We start from the raw sequence: 26,206 nt of genomic DNA on the forward strand, positions 1-26,206 counted from the left end.
ATATCTTTCATTTTGACTTTATAGATAAAAAGAGCTAAGGTTTTGCCTTAACTCTTGAATTTACTTAGATTAGTAGTTATTTTCACTTCATTTTTTCTTGCTTTTTTCGCTTTATTCTTGGTGTTGTTGTTCCGGACTGCACAGCGTCGGTTTGTTCAATGTTTATGAGGTTTGTTTAAAGTTTAAGCTATTTGTTCAGTATTTAGTGGTTCAGTTCATGAATTTACTATTTCTCCCCCATTTACATGAATTACTTGCCCTGTAATATATGAAGCGCATTCCGATGCTAAAAATACATAAGCTCCGGCACATTCAACTGGTTGACCGGCTCTTCCAAGTGGTGTGTCTGAACCAAACTCAGAAACTTTCTTTTCATCAAAACTTGCTGGAATAAGTGGTGTCCATATAGGACCTGGTGCAACGGCATTTACTCTTATATTAGTTTTACCTTTTGAAAGTGCAGTTGATAAAGATCTTGTGAAAGCAACAATAGCTCCCTTAGTCATGGAATAATCAATTAATGTTTCATTTCCTTTATATGCAGTAATTGATGCTGTATTTATTATACATCCACCTGGCTTTAAGTGTTCCATTGCTGCTCTTGTCATATAAAAAGTACCATAAATATTAGTCTTAAATGTCTTATCAAATTGCTCATTTGTTAATTTTTTAATGTCTGTACACTCATATTGAACAGCAGCATTATTAACTAGTATATCTATTTTCCCATATTCCTTAATAGTTTTTTCTAATACAATATTACAGAAATTAGAATCACTAATATCACCAGCTATAAGAGTGCATTTTCTGCCTATAACATCTATGAGTTTTTTAGTTTCTTCTGCATCTTTTTGTTCATTATAATATACAATTACTATATCTGCACCTTGATTGGCATAAGCAATAGCAACTGCTTTTCCTATTCCACTGTCACCACCTGTAATTATAGCAACTTTATTATTTAAAGCATCACCCTTTTTATTATACGTTGGATCATCATATATTGGAGTTGGATTCATTTCATACTCAAACCCTGGTTGCCTGTTTTGATGTTGCTTTGGAAAAGATGTTGGAAAATTCATTTTAATTCCTCCTATGTTATTATATTTTCTATAAATTAGTCTTTCCTAATATAAAAAAATTATTTATCGGAATTAAAATGTATAACCTCTACGTTGTAAATTACCCTTGTCTTTTAAATATATAACCAAAACTAGAAATAAAGGTCATGCTTTTGTGAAATCTTCAGTAACTGGAACAAATGCATGACCTTTATTTCGGTGGGTTATATATTAATCTACTCTTTCTATTGCAAGACCTACAAGTCCTGGTCCAGTATTTACTCCAAGTGCAGGACCAATAGTTCCAACAATTGTACATTCTACTACATTAGGAAGGTCTTTTATTGCTTCATATAAACTTTGAACTTTATCTAATCCATCTCCATCTAAAATCCAAGCTTTATACTTCCCTTTTTCTAAGTAAGTCTTAAATATATCAATCAATTTTGATACAGATTGCTTTGAACCTCTAGCTTTTGTTGCTGTTCTATAAGTTCCATCGTCTGCTACTGTTATAATAGGTTTAAGATTTAAAAGTTCTCCAATAGTTCCAGCAACTCTTCCTATTCTGCCACCCTTTTGTAAATATTCTAAAGTCTCTATAGTAAAAAATAAATCTATTTTTTCTCTATATGTAGGCAATATCTCAGTTATTTCTTTAAATGATTTTCCATCACTAATTAGTTTTGCAGCTTCAAGTACCATTGCTCCTTCTGCCATAGTTAAAGTTTTGGAATCAAAAACAAAGGTCTCAAGTTCTGGGAAATCCTCACAAACTAATCTTACAGCATTATATGTCCCTGAAAAAGCAGCTGATATAGTTATTATAATTGCATGAGTACACCCTTCTTCAACTGCTTCCCTAAATATGTTAGTCATTTTCTCTATACTAGGTAATGAAGTTTTAGGTATTTCAGTTTTTAGACGTTCATACATCATTTGTGGAGTTATATCTATTCTGTCTTCATATTCTCTATCAGTATATATAACCTTAAAAGGCAACAGCTTTATTTTATTTTTTTCTAACATTTCAACACTTATATCTGAAGCACTATCTGTTATTAATGCTATTTTTTCCATTATAATCCCTCCTGCATAAAATTATCTCACAATCATTATATCATAATATGATTATTAGTATATTTAACAATATTTCTTAAGTACATGAGTATACTTACTTAATTATAACCCCAAGAATTCTTGCAAGTTCCACTGCTTGAAGTGGTGAAACTATAGCATCTTTTAATTCGTTTCCTGTTAATGCTATTTCTGATATATCACTATCTCTAAAATCTATTTGTTTAAGAGGGGTATTAGTAAATTCGGAATTACTAATATCACACTCTTTGAATGAAACCTTGTTTAAGTTACATTCTAAAAATATTGCTCCATTCATATTACATTTTTTGAAATTTATATTCTTCATTTTACAATATCCCAAATTTGAATATCTCCCAAGGACTTCTTCAAAAAGAATATTTTGTAGATTACCTCCACTAAAATTAGTCCCTATAAGCTTACAGCCTTTAAATTCTACTCTATGTATACTTCCCTCCGAAAAATCAATATTCGATAAATCACAATTTTCAAAAACTACATCTAATAAATCTATATTTCTAAAAGAACATTGGTTAAATATAACATTTATAAAGTGACAACCATTTATCTCTATTCGCTCTTCATTTATGTAATCAAAACTAATATTTTGAATTAAAGTATTTGATATACACCTTTCATTTGTCAATTCATAATTAACATCATTATTTTCTTCTAATAAATTTTCTAATTTAGGTTTCAATATTTTATTTAATTCCGCCATATGTAAATTCCCCTTGCTAAAATAATTTAATATATAATTTACTACAAATTATATTAATATACTAATCCATTATATCAAATAATTTACTTTGAATTATGTTAATTAAAAATTGTAACAACTTTATTTTCTAATAGATACAATTATATTATAATAGTGTATATTGATTAATATACAGAATAGTAAATAGACGCGAACTACAGATTATTTTATAACTGAAAGACAATAGGATGTGTCACATAATGATGAATGAGTTAATTTCCGAGTTATACTTATGCTATAAAAATATATCCCACTAGAAATAAGGGGACGTGCTTTTGTGGAATCCTCACCCCCTTATTTCGGCAGGATTATTCTTATAAGTATGATTATAACTGTGGATATCTATAAATCATTTTTTACTTTTTATAAGCTTCTTCAACTTTTTCCCAGTCAATTATATTCCATATGTTCTTAACATATTCTGCTCGCAAATTTTTGTATTTTAAATAATAAGCATGTTCCCAGATATCTATAGTTAGTAGAGGAATAAATCCAAAACTAAGAGGTGTATCTTGATTTAAAGTACTCATAATTTTTAATTTTCCATGTTTATCTTTAACTAGCCATCCATAGCCTGACCCAAATTGATTTATAGCTACTTCACTCACTTTCTTTATTAAATCTTCTAAAGATCCGAAAGTTTTTATTATTTCTTTTAATAATTTTCCATCTGGACATTTTTTAGGGTGAGGTGAAAGAATTGAAAAGTATAAATTATGATTTGATACTCCACCACCTTGATTTATAACATCTTGTCTAATTCCTTTAGGTATTTTATTTATATTAGAGAGTATTTCTTCTAAAGTTTTTTTATCTGTAAATTTTTCATATCCATCTAGAATATTATTTAATTTATTTACATATCCTTGTAGATGTTTATTGTAATGTATATTTACAGTTTCTTCATCAATATATGGTTCTAATGCATTGTATGAGTATGGTAATTCAATTTTGTCATACTTCATATATCTCCTCCAAATATATAGACTTTTAATATTACTATGCTTTTATAATATGATAAATATTTAATATTGCTACTATAATTAATAATACAAAAGTGATAATCCAAATTTCATATTAATCAGTAGAAAATTTGATGAAGTATATTTCAGTTATAGGATATCAATCCTTCCATTGCAATTGTTTCAATTAATAAAAAGGGCGTGTCGCAAAATGATTAATTTTTAATCAGAAGCGACACTTCTTTTCGTTTTAAATTAAAAAATCTCTTAATAATTAAAATTGAATAATAATTATTGAGAGATTTTTATGTTTTAAGCGCACTTTAATAAGCCTACTTAAATTATTCCATAATTAGGCAGATTGTTTTAATTCATGAAGATGTTTTTGAGTTCTTCCGTTTTGGATTTTTGAATGCAATTTGTTAATGTTATAACCAAAACAAAGCAAAATAAATTCAGTTTTTACACTATTTTTTCCACGTGTTAAAAATCTATTGAATTCATAGTCACTTTTTAGAACTCCAAATGCTCCTTCGACCTGAATAGATCTGTTCATTCTTAATTTAGCTCCAATTTCAGTTGTAATATTTCTATAAGATATTTCACGCTTTTCTACAAAAGTTTTCGAAACCTGCATCTTTCTATTTCCTTTTGCTTTTGTACATTTTTCTTTATGAACACAATTATCACAGCTTTCACACTCATAAACAGTAACTTCTGATTTGTATCCACTGGCGGATTTTCTATGAATAATAGAGGTCGGAATCAACTTTCTACCATTATTGCAAACATAAAAATCTGATTCAGCATCATATTGCATATTTTCTCGCTTACTTATATCATTTTTGAAACTTCTTTTTTTCCACTTTTCATAAGTTTGCGGCTTTATGTATGGGGTCTGATTATTGTATTCTAAAAATAAATAATTTTCTTCGCTTTCATAACCCGAATCTGCAATCACATTAAGATATTTACGACCAATTTTTTCTTGCATATTATTAAGCATAGGTATTAGTGTTGCTATGTCATTTCTATCATCAAATATTCCGACACCGGTCACGTATTCGCTTTCAACTGCAATTTGTACATTATATGCTGGCTTTAATTGACCATTTCTCATATGATCATCTTTCATATGCATGAAAGTTGCGTCTGGATCAGTTTTAGAATAACTATTTCTATTTGAGAATATGGTTTTACTGAAATTATATTTTTCTTGTCTCTCTTTATATTCAAATAGTTGCTCTATCCATTTCTGAATTGTAGTTTTTCTCTTACCAATTCCATGAACAAATTCTATGTTTCTCTTCTCTTTTTCATATAAAAGCCATTCGAGAATTTTATCGAGATCATTTATCAATGTTTCTTTTTGAATACTAAATTCTTTCAATTCTTCAAGATTGACATTTTCAACAAGAGTAAGAATTTTATTAAACATTTTCTCTTCATTTTTGTAAATGGCTTTCTTCCAAACAAAAGTATATCGATTGGCATTCGCCTCGATTTTAGTACCATCAATAAATACATTTTCAAATAATACTTCATTTTGATCAGCTAAATAATTAACTTGCTGATAAAATAATTCTTCAATTACTTCATTTGAAAGATAATCTTTTCGAAATCTACTAATTGTAGCATGATCAGGGGCTTTGCATCCTTGAAGCAGCCATCTAAAATTTATATCTCTTTTACATGCTTTTTCTATTTTTCTACTTGAATAAACATTTTGAGAATACGCATACGATATTATTTTGAACATGATTTTAGGTTCCACTGCCGGTTTTCTTCCAACGGAAGAGTACGCCTTATACAACTTTCTGTAATCTAATCCCTCCAATACGTGGCTTAGCAAGCGAACAGAATCATCTTCTGGTATTAAATTTTCCAAATTTAATGGTAATATAAGTTGAAAATTATCATTAAATTCATTATAATCTTTAGTGTATGATTTCTTTATTTTGTACATAACTTAATTATACAATAAATGTGATTTCTTCGGAATTCACATTTTTTTATTTCTTAAAAAAAATGAGCTGCTACAAAACTAACTATGTTAGTTTTGCAACAGCCCCTTTTTACAAAAATTTTATATTTAATTAACTGAAAAACAACTTATGGTTTTTTTCTTTATGTTATATTTTCAAATATTGCAGGCACATTTAAAATTCCATATCCCCAAAATGGATTTGGAACAATATCTCCACTTCTTGCAATTGCTCCTTTTGCAAGATATGCTTTGATGGTTTGAGAATAAATATATGGATCATTTCCATTAACAATTCCCCATTGAAATAACATAGCACAAACTCCTGCAACCACAGCTGCTGATACACTAGTTCCATTAACAACAGTTGTTTTATTATCAGGAGCTACTGTTAATGCATTTACACCTCCTGCTGCAACATCGATTCTATCAATATATTCTCCTAAAAATGCCATACCAGAGTAATCAACAAGATTATTATTATTTTGATTATATGCAGCTACAGTTACTATATAAATTGAATTACCTGGATTCGTAACTGTACCAAAAGGATCTGGAAAGCTAAATCTAGTATTTCCAACTGTCAATCCCTTTTGTGGCAACCAAGCATCATATCTCCCATCTAAAATATAATTAGCAACTACTCTAAGTCTCCAGATACCTGGTTGCAAATTATAAAATCTAATACGTATTAATTCATCACCAGTAGTTTCTTCTGGAAAATAGTAATTAACTTTAATTGATGTTTTTTCAAATATAAAAGTATGATTTTTAGTATAATTATTTATAATTGGCATTATACCAGTACTTTCTCCTGAAGGAGATACTATCTCTATGGTCATAATATTAGGCATATCAATCCAAATCTGAATCCATATATTTTTCTGTTCTGGCGATGCCTCCAATTCTATAATACCTGTTTGAGCTTGAACTCCACTAACTTTTGAGACTATTCCTGAAGCATGACCACCTGAATCTCTTTCATTACCAGTTCCCGTAACCACTACTATGCCACGACTACTAGAAATTAAGTCTATAAATTCTTCCAAAGCACCCTCTTTTTTATGGTTTCCTAAAGTACTTCCAAGTGGAAAATATATGACCATTGGTTTACGTTTTGCTAGTGCATATTCATATAAAAATTGTAATGCTGCAAAAATAACTGTAACATTAAATACAGGTACAATAGTATCTAAAAATTGAGCCTCATATGAAAAATCTTGCATTAATTTTACGACTACAAAATTGCATTCAGGAGCAGTCCCCATTAAGTCTGGATTTTTTCCAGTAGCACCAATTATTCCAGCCATTTTTGTTCCATGTCCAATTTCATCCTTACTTGGCACTATTTCATATGGTGATTTACCTTCTCTAGATGCTCTTATAGCATCAGTTATTTCATTTTTTCCATATACAGCACCAAATGGTACTGAGTCATCTTGATCTTGTTCAGTAGTAATTATTGTTTGATCCCAAATTACTTCAATTCTTGTCTCTCCATTAGCATCCATAAATTCTTCATTCAAGTAATCAATTCCTGAATCAATAAGTGCAACATCAACACCTTTTCCTGTTAAATTAAACGGAGATCCTGTCTGTAAAAAATTGGCTTGCGATGCTTTAATTGGTGAAAGGTCTTGTAACGTATAGAAATCTGATGGTATAACATATACAATAGAGTTAACATAGGTTTCTTCACTCATATTAATTTCTATATCTTTCTTAACTGATACTATTGCATATTCATTATTAATTATTGTTACATAGAAATCCGGTTTTTGTGATATCTCTGTTTCAATATCTCCTTGATATTGAACAATATAATTATCATAATTTATATCATGAAAAATTCTCTCTATATTTATATTTTTTTTCATTTTAATTCCTCCATTTTAGGAATTCTTATAAATAAATTCTTAACATGATACTGAATAAACTTCTCATCTAAAACTATATCTCCACCTCGTCTATAACTTCTACTAATAATATTAAAAGTGCCTAGTAAATCAAAGAAACCATACCCAATTTCTCTATTAGGATACGTATAAAGGAAGTTGCTTCTATCAGCTCCATAAGTTAAATAAGATATAATTTTGGGAGCAAACATGGTTTTATCATTTCCATTGATAATTCCCCATTCAAGTAAAAGTGCACAAGCCCCTGCTACTATTCCTGTAGCAGCTGAACTGCCTGACACAGTAGTAACTCCGCCAGCTACTTTAGTCGTTAATATATTCATCCCTATAGTGGCGATATCAGGATTAATTGTAACTTCACTAGAATTGAATCCCTTTCCTGATGACGCCACTAAAGCATTATCATTTCCGGAATAAGCTACTGTAGCAACTTTTTTAGCAGTAGATGGTATTGTTAAAGTAGTAAAAGGATTTGACTCTAAAAACTTTGTATCTTCTGGCAATGTTTTTTTTGGCGGAAGCCATATATTATATTTACCATCGGTTATATAATCACCTCTTAGCTGAAATACCCATATTCCAACCTTTATATTTTTAAAAACAACTTCGATAACTTCATGTCCTGTATAATGTTCTGGAACATTATATCTAACTACCATTTCAGTTTTAAAAAACACAAAATCAAATGTTCCTACTTTATTTATTTTTGCCTTAATAAAATTAGATTCCTCTCCATTTGGTGAAATCACATTCAAAGATGCTCTATTAGGTTTTATCACCCATATGTAAAAGGAAAAATATTTCATTTCTTTTGATATTTTTAATTCTATCGTAGAAACATCTCCTATTTGCCTTATATTTCCAGAAACATGTCCCTCCGCAGCTCCTTCGTTCCCAACTCCTGTAACTACAACAATCCCTCTATTTTTACCAATAGTTGACACGTACCTTGAAAGCATATTATTACCATCATGACTACCTTCTGTAGTACCGACGCCTAAATATATAACCATAGGTTTATTTTCTCTTATAGCAAAATTTTTTAAATACTCTATTCCTCCTAATATTTCCGAGCCATTATAAATTGGAGTATATTTAATCCCATTTTCCTGTAATTCATTTTTATAATTAATCGATTCAAGAAGTTTGACAATTACTAACTCACAATTTGAAGCAACTCCTTGAAATTCTTTATTATATCCTCGTGCTCCTATAATTCCAGCTATTTCTGTACCATGACCAATGTCATCTTTCGAAGGTACAATTTCATAAGGATCTTGTTTATTTCTATAAGCTTTAATTGCATTATTGATTTCGTCATTAGAATATATTTTACCTATATAAACTTGTTGATCACTAGTTTCTTTAATAGTTTGATCCCATATACTAGCTATTTTTGATGTATCGTCTTCTCTAATAAATTCCTCATTTAGATAGTCTATTCCAGTATCGATCATACCAACTAGTATACCCCTACCTGTCAAATCTAAATAAGGATTAATTTTAATAGCATTTATATTATCCACATTGGATGGAGAAATATCTTGAACTACAAACTTACTTCTAGGCTCAATAAAAGTAATTGATGGTACGTCCTTTAAAAGTTGATCTAAATATTGAGGTGAAGTAGACACAATACCAATAGTATTAGTAATTATATCCCCACAAGCATATGATATTTTATCTATTTCTTCTTTAAAATTGCCTCTGTATTCAACTAAATAATCAGGTGAATCCTTATAATAAAGATTGCATTCATTTAAATTGGGCACATTTAACTCCCTAATATTACTCATATTTAATAATATTTAATTTTAATCTAAATTATGATATCATTTTTTCAATAGTTTGAATCTGCTTTACTATGTTGTTAATTATTTTTGATAATATATCATATGTTTTTGTATTCGTATCTTTCATATTGTGAACTAATCTACCTTGTATATCCATAAACAAAGAATATGTGTCTTTAGCTAAATTTAATGAAAATTTCATATAATCTTTGCCATTGTATATCTCTGGATTATATATTTTATTATTAAACTCATTTATTAAAAAAGACATCTTATCATATGTTATTATATCTATTTCTTCAAATTCTGTATCTCGTAATTCATCTTGAAGTTCATAGTAATATTTAATTATTTCATCTATTTGATGACATAATACTTTAGACATTAAAATTATAGCCGGAATTATTTTACCTTCAGCCACTACTCTTTTAAGTATAATTTTTCTTCTATTTTGAATGTTTATTGCTTTATCAATAATGTCTAATATATTATATCCCATATTATAATCAATCTTCTTTCTTATAAATCTTTATATTTTTTCTCATCTCTTGTATAAACTAAATCTATGTGATTGAAAATGTTTTATTGATTTTATTAAAACTCAAGGTTTCGTTGGTGAAATTACTACTATGATTAATAATTTTCCATCTTATTGTAAATATAATTTTATAATAGTTAAATTACTTATGTAAAATATTTTAATTATTATAAAATTATACCATTGTAAATTAAACTTACCATCATTTTCATTAAAAGCAGCAATATAATGAATTTTTAGCACTTTTAATATAAACCTAATAAAAATAAACAATTAATATAACACATTACATAGAAAATGAGACTACATTACAGGTTCTGATTAATCTGACAAAAAAGAATAATAGAACTAAAGCTAAAGAAATCAAGAATAGATTCATACATGTGAAAGAAATAATGTATAATAAGATTTGATATTAGTAATACTGTATATAATCTAACTAAAATGTTGGTATATTTTTTTAATTTTAAATTCGTATAAATATGAACATTGATCATTAATCTACGTTATTTTTTATATCTCTATTTTAGAATGTAGCATGAAATGTATGAGGGTTAAAGCACCCCCTATTTATCAAATAATCCTCCACCATTTCCAACTTTAACGCCTTTTGAGGCTTCTCTCCCCATAACTTTTGACGCTTTTCCTATAACTTTATCAGCTTTTTTATTATTTTTAGAATTATTTCCCTTTTGCTTCTTTTCTTCTATTAACCTTTTCATCATTTCTATATTTTTTTCATTCATTTATAGTTCCTCCATATATAATTATTTTTTATGCTTAATACTAAATCTCCTTTCAATAATTTTTTGCATATTTACCTGTTTAACTGTTATTTTCAATTTTTCATTTCATTAACCATACAATATTAATTATATTATACACTTATTCCACCTAAAAGATTAAACTTATAATAATTAGCATTTATAATATTTCCATTCTTCTTAATCGTTATGAAAATTTAAAGTTACATTATATCTATCAAAACCAATTATGGTATTATTAAACACTTCTTTTGCATTATTTAAATAAACTTCTGGCTCATTCATAGCAGTGCTAAAATGTGTTAATATTAGATTTTGAACTTTCCCATTTTTAGCTATAGTTGCAGCTTCTCTAAAAGTCATATGTTTATTTTTAATCGCCTTAGGTAAATCCTCATCATCTCCATAAGTGCCTTCACATATAAAACAATCACTATTTTCAATGAATTTATCAATGCCTTTAATAGGTCTTGTATCTGTTGTCATACTTATCTTTATGCCTTTTCGCTCTTTTCCCATAATCATTTCATCAGTATATTTTATTCCTTCAAATATAATCTTTCTTTCAGTCTTTTGTAATCTGCTCCATAAAACTTTAGGCACATTATTTTTCATAGCCTTTTCTACATCAAATTGTGGTCGCCTTTCAAAATCAAAACTATATCCTATACAATTTGAAGAATGGTCTAATTCTAAAGTCGATATTTTTGTATTCAAATTTATATGTTCAGTATGTATCTCAAATGTTTCTTTAGGATTTTCTATTATATTGATCTCATAAGGTAACCAATTTGCAATTACTCTTAGTTTATTAACTGTATCTGTTATCCCCTCAGGCCCTACTATTGTAAGAAGATCTGTTCTACCGCTATTTCCTATAGTAGCAAGTAATCCAGGAAGTCCTACAATGTGATCACCATGAATGTGCGTAATACAAATAACATCTATAGTTTTAAATCCTGTATTTGCAATTCTCATAGATACTTGTGTTCCTTCTCCGCAATCGATAAGTATCTTTCTTCCGTTATAGCTTAATAACACAGCTGATAAAAAACGATTTGGCATAGGCATTCCGCCACCACAGCCTAATAAAAGCAAATCAACCATTACTTAAGACTCCTTTTTCTTATAATTATTTGTTGTAATTATATATATTTTACCTACAATTAAACCTTTTCAATAGGTATATGTGTAAATGAATTATTCCTCTTAAAACATCAAAACCCTAATATGTTATATAGCTAATATTAATTATAAGCACATACTAAAATTGGCTTGTTCTAATATAGACAAGCCAATTCAATTTCTCCATTTAGAATTATATTATTTCTTTTATTGCGTTGTTCTTCCACTATGTAATAACATTCTACCTATAGTCTTTTTAGGTTTTTCATTATTTTTAGTATTCTTTCCTTTTTGTTTCTTTTCCTCTATCAGCTTTTTCATCATTTCTATATTTTTATCATTCATATTTCTTCCTCCGTTTAAAATTATTTCTTTATAATGATTCCATTATATAACACTGTCAAATGATTATATCATGAATTTAAAAATTTTATGGCATTTCTTCAAGAATTTATTCATTTAAAAATTCATCCCTTTGAGGTGTAAATACATCAAGAATCATTCCTTTTTCTATTGAAAATACTCCATGCGCAATATTTTTCCCCGCATAAAAAGAATCACCTTTTGTTAAAATACGTTCTTTGCCATCAATAGTAACTTTAAATTTTCCTTCTAAAACATATGACATTTGTTCATGTTCATGAGTATGTATTGCTCCAATAGAATTTTTTTCAAAAGAAACTTCTACTCCCATAATTTTTCCACCATGGGCTAAAACTTTTCTGCTTACGCCATCTCCAAGATCATTGATTTTTATATCAATATTTTTAAATACCATTCCAATCCCCCCCTTGTTAAAATCATATGGATTTTTATTATATAACTAACTACTTATTAAATGTACTCACTCTTTATTGCAAATTTATTTGTCTTATTAATTATTATTAACTATTTTCGTTTCTTTAAACAGATGACAGTAATTATAGCGTACTCTTATTATACATAAAAAATTAAATTTATGCTAATATGTATTGTTGAGATTTTCTTAGGGTATCAACTATATTTTAAATAGTTGATACATATTTTAATAAAAAGTATAGATTCCATTTCTAATCAAAAAAGATGATTTCTATCCAATTGAACAGAAATCATCTTTTTTTATATTAACTTTTTCTTATAATTTTTTAAAATTTCTTAGCAATTTCTTTTGCTTTACTTATAGACTCTTGTACAATTTTATCAATATCTTGTCCTACAACATCTAAATTTTCTGCTGCAATAGTTTCTACATCTTGAACACCAAAGAAGTTAAGCATTGTTCTTAAATATATTCCATCCATTTCATATGGAGTTCCTGAATATGCTCCACCTCTAGCTGCTACATAAACAGCTTTTTTATTTTTTAAAAGCCCTACTGGTCCTTGTTCTGTATATTTAAATGCAATTCCTACTACACTTACATAATCAATATAAGCCTTCAATATTGCTGGAACGCTTAAATTCCACATTGGTGCTGATATTACGTATTTGTCAGCTTCTGCAAATTGATATGCATATTTTAAAACTGGATGATTTCTACTTTCTTCATTTTTAGGTCCAAATACAGTTCCTAAATCTTCTCCTTTTAAAAAGTCTATATTTTCTTTATTTAAATCTAAAGTGATAATCTCATCGCTAGGATTATTTTTTTTATACTCCTCTATAAAACTATCTGAAATTTTAAATGTTCTTGATTGTCCTTCTGGTTTTACGTTTGCTTTTATATATAATAATTTACTCATGTTTAAGTCTCCTTTTAATTTATATTTTTTTGTTTATTCATTGATTCATTATATTATTTATTCTTTTTTCATCTCTAATACTAAGAAATGAGAATTTTCTTTTGCTTTAATTTTAATATTTTCTTCTACAATCTCCAAAGCATCTTTTTCATTTAATTCTATGCCATTTATTATAGAACTTCCTTCAATTTGAACAAGATAAGCTTGCCTATTTTGTTCTACATTTAATGATTCTTCATTATTCTTTTCTAAATAAATTGCATAAATATTAACATCTTGATGAATCTTAACTGGGGCATTACCTTCAATACTTGAAACCATATGAAGCCATTTATTCTCTCTATCACTCCAATTAAATTTCTTTTCTCCATAGTTTGGCATATAATCTTTCTTATCTGGATAAATCCATATTTGAAGTAATCTTAAATCTTCATCTCCCAGATTATATTCACTATGATAAACCCCTGTACCAGCACTCATATATTGAACTTCACCTCTAGATAATTCACCTATATTTCCCATGCTATCTTTATGAGTTATCTTTCCATCAATTACGTAACTTATAATTTCCATATCATTATGAGGATGCATAGGAAACCCTGTTTTTGCTTGTATTAAATCATCATTTATAACTCTGAGCTTTCCAAAATTAATATTTGAAGGATTATAGTACTCTGAGAATGAAAAATGAAATGAACTGTTTATCCAACCAAGATTACTTTTTCCCATATTTTTATTATATATCTTTTTCAACATAATATACACCTTCTCATTTATCACTAATTAGTGATATTTATTTAAATTTTTTTATTTAAGTAAAACTTTTTAACTTGTTTTGGGTCATAGAGCTCTTAACTCACATTCAAGTATAAATGAGTATTAGAACCTCTAGACACCAGAAATATCTCTGAATTTCTTTAATATTTTTTTCAATTCCAATTTTTCTTCAATTGTTAATATATTGAAGATATTATTTATATTATCAACATGATTAGGAAAAATAGTATCCATGATTTTTTTGCCCTTATCTGTTATTGATATTAAAATTGATCGTTTATCCTCGACATCTGCGTACTTTCTTACAAGTCCATCTTTTTCTAAATTTTTTATAACTACTGTAATATTACCTGAAGTAGTTAATATTTTTTCTATTATATCACATATCTTTAAATCACCTTTATGATAAAGAACTTCTAAAACTGCAAATTGAGAATTAGTTAAACCTCCTGCTTTTATTGTCTCGTATTCCATTTTGTGAATTTTTTGTTCTGCTCTACTAAAGACAACTAATGTAGATAAATTTAAATTTGTCTCGTAATCATTATTTGATTTATATTTTTTATCCATGTATCAAATTTATCACTAATTAGTGATAATGTCAATGCTAAAACATTCTTTTTCATGGAATTTAGGCTATTTTATTCCATGAAAAAGAACCCAATATTGAGTCCTTTTAAAAATTATTTTTTCAATTTGAAGGTTTCGTTGTTTAAAACGATTTCATCGGCTATTACAAAACCAGCTAATCGTAAAACATCCAAAGTTCCACGTGAACCTACGTCACCATATCCTGCTGTTAATCCATATTCAAATATAAGCTCTTCATTATTTTTATTCATAAGCTTTAATGTGTAGCAATCATCTTTTGTCATTTCAACTTCTGTTACTTCACCAAAGGCATCTTTGTATTTTTTATAAAATTCAACAGATTGATTTGTAGAACAAATATCACTTTTTACTGTTATCATCTATAAATTCACCCCCAATATAATATATTTATTGTTGTATAAATATATTACTATTAAGGCTTCATAGGCATAAAAAAAGAATCATATTTCTAGAATTCTTAATTTTAATTTATTATTGTTTTATAAGTTTAACTATTGTTTCATATGTAATTTCCATAAAAATATTTCATATCATTATAGATTACTTATTTCACTATATATCCCCTACGAACATTTCAACATTTACTGAATATTATATATGGGAATAAAAGTTGTGTAGTGTATACCAAAAAATAATTTTTAGGAGATGCGATTGATGTTACAGAAAAACAGTAATTATATAGTAAACAATAAAAATATCAAACCACAAAAGATAGTTAGTATTCCAGTTTCTTTATTTAAATCAATGCAAAGAAAATACTTTGTAGGTCAAACAAAAACTTTGTGGGTAGGTAATGAATCAATTGCCTGGGCTGGTTTAGTAAATCCACGTAATTCAGGCGTTAATTTATATACAAATGTATTTACTATTTCAAATTTCTCCGATGATTATTTAACTGCTGAAATATGGCTCAATACTAGTCTTCCTGAAAAATCGAGTATATCCTATAAAATTTCTTCAACCAATACTGCTTTAAAACCACTTCCAAAAAACAAGGTAGATATTCGATTTTTAGAATCTACCACTATAGTTCCCAAAAATGGAGTTAATGTGTATGAAAGGATAGTCCCTCCTAATACAACATTAGTAGGTGAAGAAGATGGAAAATTTATAGAATCACCAGGTGGAAGCTATGTAGTAGTTATAAAATCATCAAGTTCAAAACGTGATAAGGTAATAGTTGCATTTGGCTGGTGGGAAAAACCAGTATGTTAAAAAAACTGATCTTCCATTGATAACTTGGGAATGAATTGTCTTTTCCCAAGTTTAACCCTCAATGACAAATCAAAATAAACTTCCACTGATAATCATTAAAGATTATTAGCTTATTTTTCATATGGTCCTATTATCCTAGCTATTTCTTCAATATGCTTTGCATTAGTCCCACAACATCCCCCTAATATGTAAAATCCAAACTTACTTTTAAGTTCATTTATTCCATTTATTAATTCGTCAAAATTATCTTCTTGTAATATAGCGTTATTATTTAACTCTTCTGGACTTAAAGATGAAGTATTGGCTTGAATTCCCTTTAATCTATTCCTAACAATTAAAGTTTTATTCTCTTTCATATTTAGACCAAGTAAAACATTTTTAGGATGAACACAATTAATCATATAAGTCATTGGATTATAATATTTATCAATTTCTTTTATAGCATCATTTATAATTGTATTATCAAGGAGCTCTCCTTTTTTATTAACAATAAAGCTAACTATATAAGGCAACTTTGTTTCTTCCATAGCTTTTGATAACCCTTTAGCTTCGTTTACTGAAGACACAACACCTGCAAAAACAAAGTCTGCTTTAGATTCTTTAAATATATTGCATTGATATTTGTGAAATTCATATGCTACCTCTTCCTTCAAAGCTTCATTTACATTGTAAGAATCTCCTTTTGTCCCAATCAAAGCTCCAATAAATATATTTTCTTTGTACTCACTATATTCAGCTCGTATTTCATTTAAAAATTCAATATAGTCAAAATTTACATTATTATTATTATATTTTGATTGCTTAATTCTATCTTTATTTGCTCTCCTAGTAGAGGCCATTATCATTATTGGCAGCTTATATTTTATTCCAATATCTATATATTCTTTATAAATATTTTTCAATATTTCTCTAGTAGTTTTATCATAAATTGCTCCTGCATATACAATAAAATCATCTGGTTTTATTTTGAATGTTCTTCTTAATCTTTCTACTACAGCACCTTCTGTTAATATCATTGAGTTTTTGCTTATTAATTCTATTAATTTTTTTGAATTATAACCCATAACTAATTCCTCAACTTTCCTAGTCTAACTTTTATATTCTTCATTGATATTAACAAAACTTACAAGCAAATTTCTAAAATCATCGATAGTTTCTTCAACTATTTTATCTGGATATAGTGCATCCATAGAATCATCTTCTATTAATTTATAATATCTAGTTGAATAACTGACATTAAATTTACTATTAGGCAAGTTAAATCTTAATATCTCTCCATAACAATTTGGTTTTCCTCCTGTTGGTTCACCTATCAATATAGCATTACATTGATTTTTTAATTCATAAGCATTTAAAAGTGCTGAAGAAAATGTTTCTCTTCCTATAATTACATTTAAGTTTCTCTTTTTACTTATATTCTTATTCTTTTTTAAATACAGCACTAGAGGCTCTAACAATGTTGAATCTCCACCAAGATTATTTCTCAAGTCTATTGTTATACAGTTTATATTATTGTTTTCTATGAAATTTATTGTACTATTTATCTTATCTTTTAGGGGAATCTCATTTTCCCTACAACTATTATATTTTATATATAATGACTTATCTTCATTCATATATTTAAACCAATAATTTTCATTAGGTCTTTCTGCATATAATGGTACATTTATTTTCTCTAAATAATTCAGCTCATTCTGTCTTACAGTTTCTACTTCTATTATCTCATTTTCTACTGTAATTTTTATTTTCTTTTTATCTTCACATATTAATAAGCCATACAAAATATCCGCAGCTTGCAAATATTTTGCACATTGTGCCTTAAGAAAATATTTATTTTCATGAGAAACTATTTGAGCTAACTTCTCAATTATATCTTCCATTAACGAATCTTCAATTGCAGTTACTTTTTTATACAATAAACTTTCATAACCTTTACTAACATCAATAATATATATACCATCACTAAAACAATAAAATCTTAGTGGAATAAATCTTTCAACTGGAAAATATATAGCCGTATGAGCATCTTTAATACTTGCCACAAGCCTACTAAGTTCAACTTTCATTTCATCATAATCTAAATAATTAACATTCGACTTTAATTCTAAAGCTTTCTTTTGAAATTCTTCTCTACTTATATTGACGAATAAATTTTTATGCTTTTCTCTTAATGAATCTTTCAAATAGTCTATATCTTCAATCCATTTTTCTTCCCAATTTTTATTCATAATTCATCCTTTATTTTTTTATATTATTTTCTTACATACACTGTGAAATTTCAGTATCTTATTCTGTAACCATAACAACTGCTTATTATTGATTCCAGTAAGCTCTCATATAAATATAGGTTTTCACCCTGGGTATCTATATATAAAAAGCACTTAAGTTTTTAAACTTAAGTGCTTTGATAAAATCAAATCTTATATTTCTGTTTTCCATAATCCATGCAAATTACAATATGCATACACAACTGCATTTCCTTTATCAACAAATACAGCTTGTGGTTTTTCTCCTGGTGACAATGAAACTTTTTCTGTCCCCTTATCTGAAACCACTGCAATCCATTCTATATAATGTTCTTCTGTCATTGGATGTTCAACAGAACCTACTGTTACATATATTTTCCCATCTTTTCTTTCTGCTACTGGAACATGCTTTTCTTGTGCTGCATCTGTAGAATTCGCTTCAAGCTTAGTCATGTTTTTACCACAACAAACTAATTGACCTCCGCCATTTTTAATAAGACCAACAATATTTCCGCATAATTCACAACGATAAAATGCTATCATAATATAACCACCCTTCATCATAATATATATATATTATAACATATTCTTCTTAAATATTCATCAAATTCCATATAATCATTTTCTATTATTTTTTCGCTTTTAAACCAAGCTTTATTTAATTGATGCTTAATATTAAATATCTTATTCTACACCCTTATTTTTTTGAATGTGCCTTATTTATATAAATCTCCAGCCAAGCAAAGTAACTTTTCAAAATCTTCTATGACATATTCTCTATCACATTTTTTTAAAATTCCTTCTAAACAAAACTTATTCAAAACTCTATTGAAATGCCTATAGCTTGTCCCTAGTAGCTCTGATATTTCATTATAATTTTCTTTAAATGTAAATTTTTTAATATTATTATCATGTGTATTTATAAATGCAACTATATAGCTAGCGAGTCTATTTTCAAGTGGATACAATAAGTTTATTGAGCTATTATTACTACCATTAGTAAGTTTATCGCTTAAATATTCACATATTTTTAATAAAAACTTACAATCTTTTATAAGTTTTTTTCTTACAATATTAAAGTTAATTCCTATACAATATGTATCTTCTATTGCCTGCACACTACAATCTGTAACATCATTTCTTATAAACTCAACATCCCCTATTATAGTAAGCGGCATATAAAAAGATATTAGTAATGATTTTCCATTTTCTAAATGCTTAGATACTTTAGCTTTTCCATCCACTAAAAAATACATATTTTCTAGTTGTTCTTCTTCCCTACATATATAATCATTTTTATTAAACATATACAATGTCATATACTCTTTCATGTTATCTAAAAACAAGCTTTTCATTTCATATGTTTTTATATATCCTTCAATTTTCTTATGATCTTCTATTTTAATCAATATATTCAACTCCCCAAAATACTCTCTCTATAATAATGCATATTCAAAAAATAACAAATTACTATACTCCTATATTTTTCTATAGTTGACTTGTTATTATATTTCACATACCTAATTTAATTTTCAAACATGACACATGTCCTACATATATTTAATTATAATGTCTTAAAATATAAATGAAAAGATAAATTAGTTTAAATCAAATATTAAGATTTTTAAGACTTATTAAAACACAAAAAAGCAATTTATTTTATTAAGGAGATACTTATGTATAATTTTTTATCGTTATTAATCGGAGCTCTTGTTGCAATTATGGTAACTTTTAATGGTGAATTATCAAATGGACTTGGTACCTACTCTTCTTTAGTTATAATTCATCTTGTTGGATTTGTAATCATCTTAGTAATAATGTTTTATAAGAAAATCAAAATATCTTTTAAAAGTAGCTTGCCCTTATATCTTTATAGTGCTGGAGCTATAAGTGTTTTCACAGTTATGTTTAACAACTTAAGCTATCCAATACTTGGAGTTTCTCTCCCTGTAGCATTAGGGCTTTTAGGCCAATTAATAGCTTCACTAGCCTTTGATCATTATGGATTTTTAGGCATGTCAAAAATACACTTTAACAAGAAAAAGTTTGTCGGATTATTTATTATCATAATAGGAATTTTTATTATGACATTTCTTTAGACATAAGAAAGAAAATAATAAGTCACTGATGCAAAATAAACTAGCATCACAACTTATTATTTTTCTGAAATATAACTTAAAGGAGGATATATTATGTTTTTTGTATTAATTTCAATAGCTTCAGGTGCTATTGTTGTAATTTCAAGAATTCTCAATACTAGACTTTCTGAAAAAATAGGTTTAATGGAATCTAGTTTTTTTAATTATTTTACTGGCTTATTATCTGCATTAATATTATTTGCTATTGTTAAAGATAAAGTTACATTGAATCAATTTTATAGCATTCCATTTTGGGCTTATTTAGGAGGTGCGTTGGGAATTGCTGTTGTTATATTATCTAGTGTTGTAACTCCTAAAATGTCAACTTTTTACATCACCTTAATAATATTTATTGGACAACTTTTTACAGGCATCATTATAGACTGTATAACCACTAAAGCAATACCTTTTGCTAAGATTATAGGAGGACTATTAGTTGTTGCTGGCTTAGCATATAATTTACATGTAGATTCTACAATAGAAGAAGTTGCTCAAATTGATTCAATATAAACTCTCTTATGCTAGCAATTACATAAAGCTTGTTTATCTATGTGGTTCATTTTTTTACACCTTTTATCATAGAATTAATAATATTAAGAAATTCTTGTTTTTTTTTATTTTTTTCTATCTCTGTTGTACTTATTCTTTGATCATTAAGCTTATTTTTCATAATTTTTATCTCCTTTCTTTCACTTAATTAAAATATTTATATTCAACTTTATATTCTCTCTTGGCTATGAATTTTATTCATGGTACATAGGCAATTGTATGCTATAATTATTTTTAAAAGTGCTTTTGCGCTTATAAGAAATTATGAAGAATATTTATCGTCTTCGTGAAAGGAATATTATAATGAATATTACAATTAAGCAAGTATCTATAGAAGATTTAGAATCAATAACAAGAGTTGAATCAATATGTTTTCCAGCGACAGAGGCAGCTACAAATGAATCACTTAAACAACGCATTAATACATTTCCGAAAAGTTTTTTTGTAGCAGAAATAGATGGGAAAATCATTGGATTTATTAATGGTTGCATTATTAATGGAACTGCTATCTATGATGAACTCTATGAAAATTGTACACTACATGTTCCTGATGGAGATTATCAAACTATTTTTGGACTCGATGTAATCCCATATTATCGTAATATGGGAGTTGCCGCGCAGTTAATGAATTATATGATAGAAATATCAAGACTAGCAGGTCGCAAAGGTCTTATTCTTACTTGTAAAGAGAAACTTATTCATTACTATACACAGTTTGGCTATGTAAATAAAGGTATATCTGACTCAATACATGGTGGCGCTGAATGGTATGATATGATTCTAGAATTTTAGATATATATTAATAATAAATTTGCTTATATTTCTTCTGCTTCATTAAAGAAAGCACCGATTGCTGACAAATCGGTGCTTTATCTGTTTTATAATATTTCAACATATATTAAAACATAGTCTTTATAATAAGTAATTTATCATATTTATTTTGTATAAATTTTATAACTGGTACTCCAACTATTGTAACTACAACAAATTCACCAATTGCAACTTCACTAATCGATAATATAAGTGGTAATTGATAAAGATAGTTAAGCATCCATCCAACTATTATTCCATTAAAAATAGTAGGCCAAAGTGATGCTATTATTATTGAAGCCTTATTATTCTTAACAAATTTTCCTGTAAGTGAAATAGCATAAACACTAATAAATGTTGCTAATGTACCAAACATAATATCAGCTACTCCATTTGGGCCAAGAATATTTGCAATAAAACAGCCAATGGTAAGTCCTCCAATATAAAATGGATCAAAAAATGCCAACAACACCATTATTTCTGATACTCTAAATTGTACAGATCCATAACTTATAGGTGCTAGCGCAAGTGTTATAGCCGCATAAAGTGCTGCTATAATAGCTGTTCTGACTAGTCTCTTTACTGTCTTAGTATTATTCACGTAAAATCCTCCATTTATTTTTATATTTAGTTCCTCCAACTTACTCAATGAACGAATATGCATCGAGTTTCCTTGTGTATAGTCTAATTCTAAAACTCACTTTACAATCATGTAATAATATCAATACTATATTAAAATATTAAAACGTAGCCTTAAATAAAAAAATCGCAGGAAATGTCCTACGATAAATAAGTTCAACAAAACAAAAGATTTACTTAATAAAAGAATTAAGTAAAATCTTTATTACTCTGCATTATTTAACCGTAGTTTTATTTTAAGTCAGGAGGCTTTCGAACTGACTAAATATTATTTTTTATTGTTACAATTATATCAGATAGATAAATTTATTACAAGTTATATGTAGTTATGCCTTTTATGAAAAGTTAAAATAATATAAAAAACCTAAAGTAGAAATTCATCTAAAATATCTACTTTAGGCTAAAATTTTTGATATTTTCATGACTTAGGCATGAAAGCTCGCATCAGCATTACTTGATACGAGCTTTCTTTAACTACTATGTTTATAAAGTTAACTTTCCTAATTGATTTATTGAACTTTTCTCTATTTTTTAACAATAAACCATCTATAATACACATTTATCTGAGATGGCTTTTATTTTGCTTTCTATAAATAAAATGATATTATATTAGATTAGAACCATTAATCTTTATTAGTAAAATTATATTTTATAATTTACTACTTAAACTTTCTCTTTCTAGCTTCTATTGACTTTTTCTTTCTTTTAACACTTGGTTTTTCATAGTGTTCTCTCTTTTTGACCTCGGCAAGGACACCAGACATTGAACATTGTTTTTTAAATCTTCTTAATGCTTGCTCTAGAGTTTCATTCTCTCTTAATTTAATTTCTGACATGATTTTATCCCTCCCTCCAACACTATACTGTAAACAATAAATATAATTTACAAATATAAACGTATTAATACACTATATACTATACAGCATATACTGAAATACTGCAATACTGCAATCATAAAAAGCTTAAAATAGATACTATATTTGCTTTAAATGTGGAATAACGTTGAAATCTTACAATTATAATACTATTTATTATTTAAAATTATTCTACTAATATTCCTAGATTTTTTTAAACCTCAGCGGATTTTTACATACTGACTTGTTACTTCTTAAATGTACCTTAGCAAATCCCTATTTAATCAAAGGGAATAGATATATCGTTAGTTATAAGAAGCCCTCTTGTAGGCTTACATATATCTCAATCTGCTTCTATTGTAATTGGAATTACCATCTTAGTACTTGATTTATTATCATTACTATTTTTATTAATTCTTTTTCATTGTCCTCACCTCTATTTTAGTTTTTCCTTCTTATAAAGTTTATATTCATAATATAAAATGAACTGTATGAAAGTTCTCCTGAAGAACACGTGACTCTTATCCTTTCTGATAATTCAAATCATAGTCTATCTTCAAATAAATTTTTTAACATTTTTTACAACTCATTATAATTAAATGCTGAAAGCTAGATAAAATCTAACTTTCGATATTCTATGATTTTCTTATACATAAAAAAGAGCCTTTACACTAAGTAAAAGCTCTTTATATAAATACTAAGCAAGTTTTTAAAAGTATTGGTGGCTTACCCGGGAATCGAACCCGGGACACCATGATTAAAAGTCATGTGCTCTACCAACTGAGCTAGTAAACCTTGTTTTACCTCGCAACGTCCTACTCTGCCACACAGTCACCCGTGCAGTACCATCGGCGCTATAGACCTTAACTGTCCTGTTCGGAATGGGAAGGAGTGTTACCTCTATGCCATCGTCACGAGATGCATGTTTTTCCCAAATCTCTGATTTGGTTGAAAAACAGCACATCGACGAACGTATGTGAGTCGATGTTTCCTTTCAGAAACTAACTCAATTATATCGTCTTGTACTAACTGAAAGAATGTTCTTTCAAAATTGCATACAAAATTAATGTATATTTACAACTTGATTATATATTGGTCAAGCCCTCGACCTATTAGTATCAGTCAGCTAAATATGTTACCATACTTACACCTCTGACCTATCAACCTTGTAGTCTTCAAGGGGTCTTACTAGCTTACGCTATGGGAAATCTAATCTTGAGGTTGGCTTCACACTTAGATGCTTTCAGCGTTTATCCATTCCCGACTTAGCTACCCAGCTATGCTTCTGGCGAAACAACTGGTACACCATAGGTCAGTCCATCCCGGTCCTCTCGTACTAAGGACAGCTCCTCTCAAATTTCCTACGCCCGCGACGGATAGGGACCGAACTGTCTCACGACGTTCTGAACCCAGCTCGCGTGCCGCTTTAATGGGCGAACAGCCCAACCCTTGGGACCTACTTCAGCCCCAGGATGCGACGAGCCGACATCGAGGTGCCAAACCTCCCCGTCGATGTGAACTCTTGGGGGAGATCAGCCTGTTATCCCCGAGGTAGCTTTTATCCGTTGAGCGATGGCCCTCCCACGAGGTACCACCGGATCACTAAGCCCGACTTTCGTCCCTGCTCCACTTGTAGGTGTCGCAGTCAGGCTCCCTTCTGCCTTTGCACTCTTCGAACGATTTCCGACCGTTCTGAGGGAACCTTTGGGCGCCTCCGTTACATTTTAGGAGGCGACCGCCCCAGTCAAACTGCCCACCTAACAATGTCCTGTCACCAGTTTCATGGCATCCAGTTAGAACTTCAATACTATCAGGGTGGTATCCCAACAACGACTCCACCAAAGCTGACGCTCTGGTTTCCCAGTCTCCCACCTATCCTGTACAGACAATACCGAAATTCAATGCTAAGCTACAGTAAAGCTCTACGGGGTCTTTCCGTCCAATCGCGGGTAGCGAGCATCTTCACTCGCACTACAACTTCGCCGGATTTGCAGTTGAGACAGTGCACAAGTCATTACGCCATTCGTGCGGGTCAGAACTTACCTGACAAGGAATTTCGCTACCTTAGGACCGTTATAGTTACGGCCGCCGTTTACTGGGGCTTAAGTTCACACCTTCGCGTTACCGCTAAGCATTCCCCTTAACCTTCCAGCACCGGGCAGGCGTCAGCCCCTATACATCAGCTTACGCTTTAGCAGAGACCTGTGTTTTTGTTAAACAGTTGCTTGTGCCTATTCTCTGCGGCCTGCATTGCTGCAGGCACCCCTTCTCCCGAAGTTACGGGGTCAATTTGCCTAGTTCCTTAACTGCAATTCTTCCGTCGGCCTTAGGATTCTCTCCTCATCTACCTGTGTCGGTTTGCGGTACGGGCACTACTTCTCTTTCTAGATGCTTTTCTTGGAAGCATGGAATCAGATACTTCGGCTCCGTAGAACCTTCCCCATCACGCCTCAGAATTGTTAGAACGGATTTGCCTATCCTAACTCCCTAAACGCTTAGACTAGCATCCAATAGCTAGCACATCCTATCCTTCTCCGTCACACCATCGATAATAACGATTGTAGTGGTATTGGAATATCAACCAATTGTCCATCGACTACGCCTTTCGGCCTCGCCTTAGGTCCCGACTAACCCTGAGAAGACA

Annotated in this window: 25 protein-coding genes, 1 tRNA gene and 2 rRNA genes (1 of these 28 running past the window's edge); 4 read left to right on the forward strand and 24 right to left on the reverse strand. The window is 29.0% G+C overall.

Features of this window, described 5'->3' with window-relative positions; genetic code table 11:
* Nucleotides 1–215: 215 nt before the first annotated feature.
* From DIC82_15410 to DIC82_15480, 15 genes are all read right to left on the reverse strand, one after another.
* Nucleotides 216–1,082 (reverse strand): NAD(P)-dependent oxidoreductase, encoded by an 867-nt coding sequence (locus DIC82_15410; GenBank protein AWK52300.1) that lies wholly within the window; start codon nucleotides 1,080–1,082, stop codon nucleotides 216–218.
* Nucleotides 1,083–1,292: 210 nt separating this feature from the next.
* Entirely contained in the window at nucleotides 1,293–2,141 is an 849-nt protein-coding gene (locus DIC82_15415) for a fatty acid-binding protein DegV (protein ID AWK52301.1), read from the reverse strand.
* Between the two features lie 94 nt (nucleotides 2,142–2,235).
* Nucleotides 2,236–2,880, reverse strand: coding sequence for a hypothetical protein (locus DIC82_15420; protein AWK52302.1), 645 nt, complete (start codon nucleotides 2,878–2,880; stop codon nucleotides 2,236–2,238).
* Nucleotides 2,881–3,275: 395 nt separating this feature from the next.
* Nucleotides 3,276–3,884: a superoxide dismutase gene (locus DIC82_15425; GenBank protein ID AWK52303.1), complete on the reverse strand. Its 609-nt coding sequence runs from the start codon at nucleotides 3,882–3,884 to the stop codon at nucleotides 3,276–3,278.
* A gap of 349 nt (nucleotides 3,885–4,233) precedes the next feature.
* Complete coding sequence (locus DIC82_15430) at nucleotides 4,234–5,847, reverse strand: IS1182 family transposase (protein ID AWK52304.1); 1,614 nt, start codon at nucleotides 5,845–5,847, stop codon at nucleotides 4,234–4,236.
* A 161-nt stretch (nucleotides 5,848–6,008) separates the two neighbouring features.
* Nucleotides 6,009–7,742 carry a peptidase S8 gene (locus DIC82_15435; GenBank protein AWK52305.1) on the reverse strand — a complete coding sequence of 578 codons (1,734 nt, stop codon included), beginning with the start codon at nucleotides 7,740–7,742 and terminating at the stop codon, nucleotides 6,009–6,011.
* Complete coding sequence (locus DIC82_15440) at nucleotides 7,739–9,553, reverse strand: peptidase S8 and S53 subtilisin kexin sedolisin (GenBank protein ID AWK52306.1); 1,815 nt, start codon at nucleotides 9,551–9,553, stop codon at nucleotides 7,739–7,741. Before DIC82_15440 ends, DIC82_15435 begins: the two co-directional genes overlap by 4 nt.
* Nucleotides 9,554–9,605: 52 nt before the next feature.
* The gene (locus DIC82_15445) at nucleotides 9,606–10,073 is read right to left on the reverse strand and encodes a hypothetical protein (protein AWK52307.1); all 468 of its coding nucleotides are present in this window, start codon (nucleotides 10,071–10,073) and stop codon (nucleotides 9,606–9,608) included.
* 605 nt (nucleotides 10,074–10,678) lie between these two features.
* A complete protein-coding gene (locus DIC82_15450; GenBank protein AWK52308.1) occupies nucleotides 10,679–10,858 on the reverse strand; it encodes a hypothetical protein in 180 nt (59 codons plus the stop codon).
* Between the two features lie 198 nt (nucleotides 10,859–11,056).
* Entirely contained in the window at nucleotides 11,057–11,983 is a 927-nt protein-coding gene (locus tag DIC82_15455; protein AWK52309.1) for a ribonuclease Z, read from the reverse strand.
* Between the two features lie 469 nt (nucleotides 11,984–12,452).
* The gene (locus DIC82_15460; protein ID AWK52310.1) at nucleotides 12,453–12,779 is read right to left on the reverse strand and encodes a cupin domain-containing protein; all 327 of its coding nucleotides are present in this window, start codon (nucleotides 12,777–12,779) and stop codon (nucleotides 12,453–12,455) included.
* A gap of 346 nt (nucleotides 12,780–13,125) precedes the next feature.
* Nucleotides 13,126–13,722, reverse strand: coding sequence for an FMN-dependent NADH-azoreductase (locus tag DIC82_15465; GenBank protein ID AWK52311.1), 597 nt, complete (start codon nucleotides 13,720–13,722; stop codon nucleotides 13,126–13,128).
* Nucleotides 13,723–13,779: 57 nt separating this feature from the next.
* Nucleotides 13,780–14,478 (reverse strand): pirin family protein, encoded by a 699-nt coding sequence (locus DIC82_15470; GenBank protein AWK52312.1) that lies wholly within the window; start codon nucleotides 14,476–14,478, stop codon nucleotides 13,780–13,782.
* Between the two features lie 132 nt (nucleotides 14,479–14,610).
* Nucleotides 14,611–15,069: a MarR family transcriptional regulator gene (locus DIC82_15475; GenBank protein ID AWK52313.1), complete on the reverse strand. Its 459-nt coding sequence runs from the start codon at nucleotides 15,067–15,069 to the stop codon at nucleotides 14,611–14,613.
* A gap of 113 nt (nucleotides 15,070–15,182) precedes the next feature.
* Complete coding sequence (locus tag DIC82_15480; protein ID AWK52314.1) at nucleotides 15,183–15,470, reverse strand: hypothetical protein; 288 nt, start codon at nucleotides 15,468–15,470, stop codon at nucleotides 15,183–15,185.
* A gap of 295 nt (nucleotides 15,471–15,765) precedes the next feature.
* Here DIC82_15480 and DIC82_15485 point away from each other — a divergent pair, with 295 nt between their 5' ends.
* Entirely contained in the window at nucleotides 15,766–16,326 is a 561-nt protein-coding gene (locus DIC82_15485) for a hypothetical protein (GenBank protein ID AWK52315.1), read from the forward strand.
* 110 nt (nucleotides 16,327–16,436) lie between these two features.
* Here DIC82_15485 and DIC82_15490 read toward each other — a convergent pair whose 3' ends face one another.
* The 4 genes from DIC82_15490 to DIC82_15505 all read right to left on the reverse strand — a co-directional run bounded on the left by DIC82_15490 (nucleotide 16,437) and on the right by DIC82_15505 (nucleotide 19,981).
* The gene (locus DIC82_15490; protein ID AWK52316.1) at nucleotides 16,437–17,390 is read right to left on the reverse strand and encodes a homocysteine methyltransferase; all 954 of its coding nucleotides are present in this window, start codon (nucleotides 17,388–17,390) and stop codon (nucleotides 16,437–16,439) included.
* A gap of 24 nt (nucleotides 17,391–17,414) precedes the next feature.
* On the reverse strand, nucleotides 17,415–18,554 hold the full coding sequence (locus tag DIC82_15495) for a peptidase S41 (GenBank protein AWK52317.1): 1,140 nt from the start codon (nucleotides 18,552–18,554) through the stop codon (nucleotides 17,415–17,417).
* Between the two features lie 192 nt (nucleotides 18,555–18,746).
* The gene (locus DIC82_15500; GenBank protein ID AWK52318.1) at nucleotides 18,747–19,136 is read right to left on the reverse strand and encodes a desulfoferrodoxin; all 390 of its coding nucleotides are present in this window, start codon (nucleotides 19,134–19,136) and stop codon (nucleotides 18,747–18,749) included.
* A 152-nt stretch (nucleotides 19,137–19,288) separates the two neighbouring features.
* On the reverse strand, nucleotides 19,289–19,981 hold the full coding sequence (locus tag DIC82_15505; protein ID AWK52319.1) for a hypothetical protein: 693 nt from the start codon (nucleotides 19,979–19,981) through the stop codon (nucleotides 19,289–19,291).
* 267 nt (nucleotides 19,982–20,248) lie between these two features.
* On the opposite strand from DIC82_15505, the gene DIC82_15510 reads away from it, so the two are divergent.
* The 3 genes from DIC82_15510 (at nucleotide 20,249) to DIC82_15520 (ending at nucleotide 22,051) form a co-directional block, all read left to right on the forward strand.
* Nucleotides 20,249–20,671, forward strand: a complete 423-nt coding sequence (locus tag DIC82_15510; protein ID AWK52320.1) for a hypothetical protein — start codon at nucleotides 20,249–20,251, stop codon at nucleotides 20,669–20,671.
* 93 nt (nucleotides 20,672–20,764) lie between these two features.
* On the forward strand, nucleotides 20,765–21,220 hold the full coding sequence (locus DIC82_15515) for a hypothetical protein (GenBank protein AWK52321.1): 456 nt from the start codon (nucleotides 20,765–20,767) through the stop codon (nucleotides 21,218–21,220).
* A 342-nt stretch (nucleotides 21,221–21,562) separates the two neighbouring features.
* Nucleotides 21,563–22,051 carry a GNAT family N-acetyltransferase gene (locus DIC82_15520; GenBank protein ID AWK52322.1) on the forward strand — a complete coding sequence of 163 codons (489 nt, stop codon included), beginning with the start codon at nucleotides 21,563–21,565 and terminating at the stop codon, nucleotides 22,049–22,051.
* A gap of 106 nt (nucleotides 22,052–22,157) precedes the next feature.
* Here the strand turns inward: DIC82_15520 and DIC82_15525 are convergent, their stop codons facing one another.
* The 5 genes from DIC82_15525 to DIC82_15545 all read right to left on the reverse strand — a co-directional run.
* On the reverse strand, nucleotides 22,158–22,733 hold the full coding sequence (locus DIC82_15525) for a QueT transporter family protein (GenBank protein ID AWK52323.1): 576 nt from the start codon (nucleotides 22,731–22,733) through the stop codon (nucleotides 22,158–22,160).
* Between the two features lie 634 nt (nucleotides 22,734–23,367).
* Nucleotides 23,368–23,544 carry a 30S ribosomal protein S21 gene (locus tag DIC82_15530; protein ID AWK52324.1) on the reverse strand — a complete coding sequence of 59 codons (177 nt, stop codon included), beginning with the start codon at nucleotides 23,542–23,544 and terminating at the stop codon, nucleotides 23,368–23,370.
* A gap of 737 nt (nucleotides 23,545–24,281) precedes the next feature.
* A tRNA-Lys gene (locus DIC82_15535) sits at nucleotides 24,282–24,357 on the reverse strand.
* Between the two features lie 7 nt (nucleotides 24,358–24,364).
* Nucleotides 24,365–24,481 (reverse strand): 5S ribosomal RNA (gene rrf / locus DIC82_15540).
* Between the two features lie 172 nt (nucleotides 24,482–24,653).
* Nucleotides 24,654–26,206: ribosomal RNA gene (locus tag DIC82_15545) — 23S ribosomal RNA — on the reverse strand; it runs 1,361 nt beyond the window's last position.

The organism is Clostridium beijerinckii, from assembly GCA_003129525.1.
In the GTDB taxonomy this organism is placed as follows: Bacteria; Bacillota; Clostridia; order Clostridiales; family Clostridiaceae; genus Clostridium; species Clostridium beijerinckii_D.

Excerpts from the sequence above, each read along its gene's own strand:
- DIC82_15515 (AWK52321.1), top strand. The coding sequence starts at position 20,765 with ATGTTTTTTGTATTAATTTCAATAGCTTCAGGTGCTATTGTTGTAATT.
- DIC82_15495 (AWK52317.1), bottom strand. The coding sequence starts at position 18,554 with ATGAATAAAAATTGGGAAGAAAAATGGATTGAAGATATAGACTATTTG.
- DIC82_15460 (AWK52310.1), bottom strand. The coding sequence starts at position 12,779 with ATGGTATTTAAAAATATTGATATAAAAATCAATGATCTTGGAGATGGC.
- DIC82_15410 (AWK52300.1), bottom strand. The coding sequence starts at position 1,082 with ATGAATTTTCCAACATCTTTTCCAAAGCAACATCAAAACAGGCAACCA.
- DIC82_15475 (AWK52313.1), bottom strand. The coding sequence starts at position 15,069 with ATGGATAAAAAATATAAATCAAATAATGATTACGAGACAAATTTAAAT.
- DIC82_15420 (AWK52302.1), bottom strand. The coding sequence starts at position 2,880 with ATGGCGGAATTAAATAAAATATTGAAACCTAAATTAGAAAATTTATTA.
- DIC82_15425 (AWK52303.1), bottom strand. The coding sequence starts at position 3,884 with ATGAAGTATGACAAAATTGAATTACCATACTCATACAATGCATTAGAA.
- DIC82_15530 (AWK52324.1), bottom strand. The coding sequence starts at position 23,544 with ATGTCAGAAATTAAATTAAGAGAGAATGAAACTCTAGAGCAAGCATTA.
- DIC82_15525 (AWK52323.1), bottom strand. The coding sequence starts at position 22,733 with ATGCATATTCGTTCATTGAGTAAGTTGGAGGAACTAAATATAAAAATA.
- DIC82_15485 (AWK52315.1), top strand. The coding sequence starts at position 15,766 with ATGTTACAGAAAAACAGTAATTATATAGTAAACAATAAAAATATCAAA.
- DIC82_15430 (AWK52304.1), bottom strand. The coding sequence starts at position 5,847 with ATGTACAAAATAAAGAAATCATACACTAAAGATTATAATGAATTTAAT.
- DIC82_15510 (AWK52320.1), top strand. The coding sequence starts at position 20,249 with ATGTATAATTTTTTATCGTTATTAATCGGAGCTCTTGTTGCAATTATG.
- DIC82_15455 (AWK52309.1), bottom strand. The coding sequence starts at position 11,983 with ATGGTTGATTTGCTTTTATTAGGCTGTGGTGGCGGAATGCCTATGCCA.
- DIC82_15490 (AWK52316.1), bottom strand. The coding sequence starts at position 17,390 with ATGGGTTATAATTCAAAAAAATTAATAGAATTAATAAGCAAAAACTCA.
- DIC82_15480 (AWK52314.1), bottom strand. The coding sequence starts at position 15,470 with ATGATAACAGTAAAAAGTGATATTTGTTCTACAAATCAATCTGTTGAA.
- DIC82_15500 (AWK52318.1), bottom strand. The coding sequence starts at position 19,136 with ATGATGAAGGGTGGTTATATTATGATAGCATTTTATCGTTGTGAATTA.
- DIC82_15465 (AWK52311.1), bottom strand. The coding sequence starts at position 13,722 with ATGAGTAAATTATTATATATAAAAGCAAACGTAAAACCAGAAGGACAA.
- DIC82_15520 (AWK52322.1), top strand. The coding sequence starts at position 21,563 with ATGAATATTACAATTAAGCAAGTATCTATAGAAGATTTAGAATCAATA.
- DIC82_15470 (AWK52312.1), bottom strand. The coding sequence starts at position 14,478 with ATGTTGAAAAAGATATATAATAAAAATATGGGAAAAAGTAATCTTGGT.
- DIC82_15415 (AWK52301.1), bottom strand. The coding sequence starts at position 2,141 with ATGGAAAAAATAGCATTAATAACAGATAGTGCTTCAGATATAAGTGTT.
- DIC82_15435 (AWK52305.1), bottom strand. The coding sequence starts at position 7,742 with ATGAAAAAAAATATAAATATAGAGAGAATTTTTCATGATATAAATTAT.
- DIC82_15450 (AWK52308.1), bottom strand. The coding sequence starts at position 10,858 with ATGAATGAAAAAAATATAGAAATGATGAAAAGGTTAATAGAAGAAAAG.
- DIC82_15445 (AWK52307.1), bottom strand. The coding sequence starts at position 10,073 with ATGGGATATAATATATTAGACATTATTGATAAAGCAATAAACATTCAA.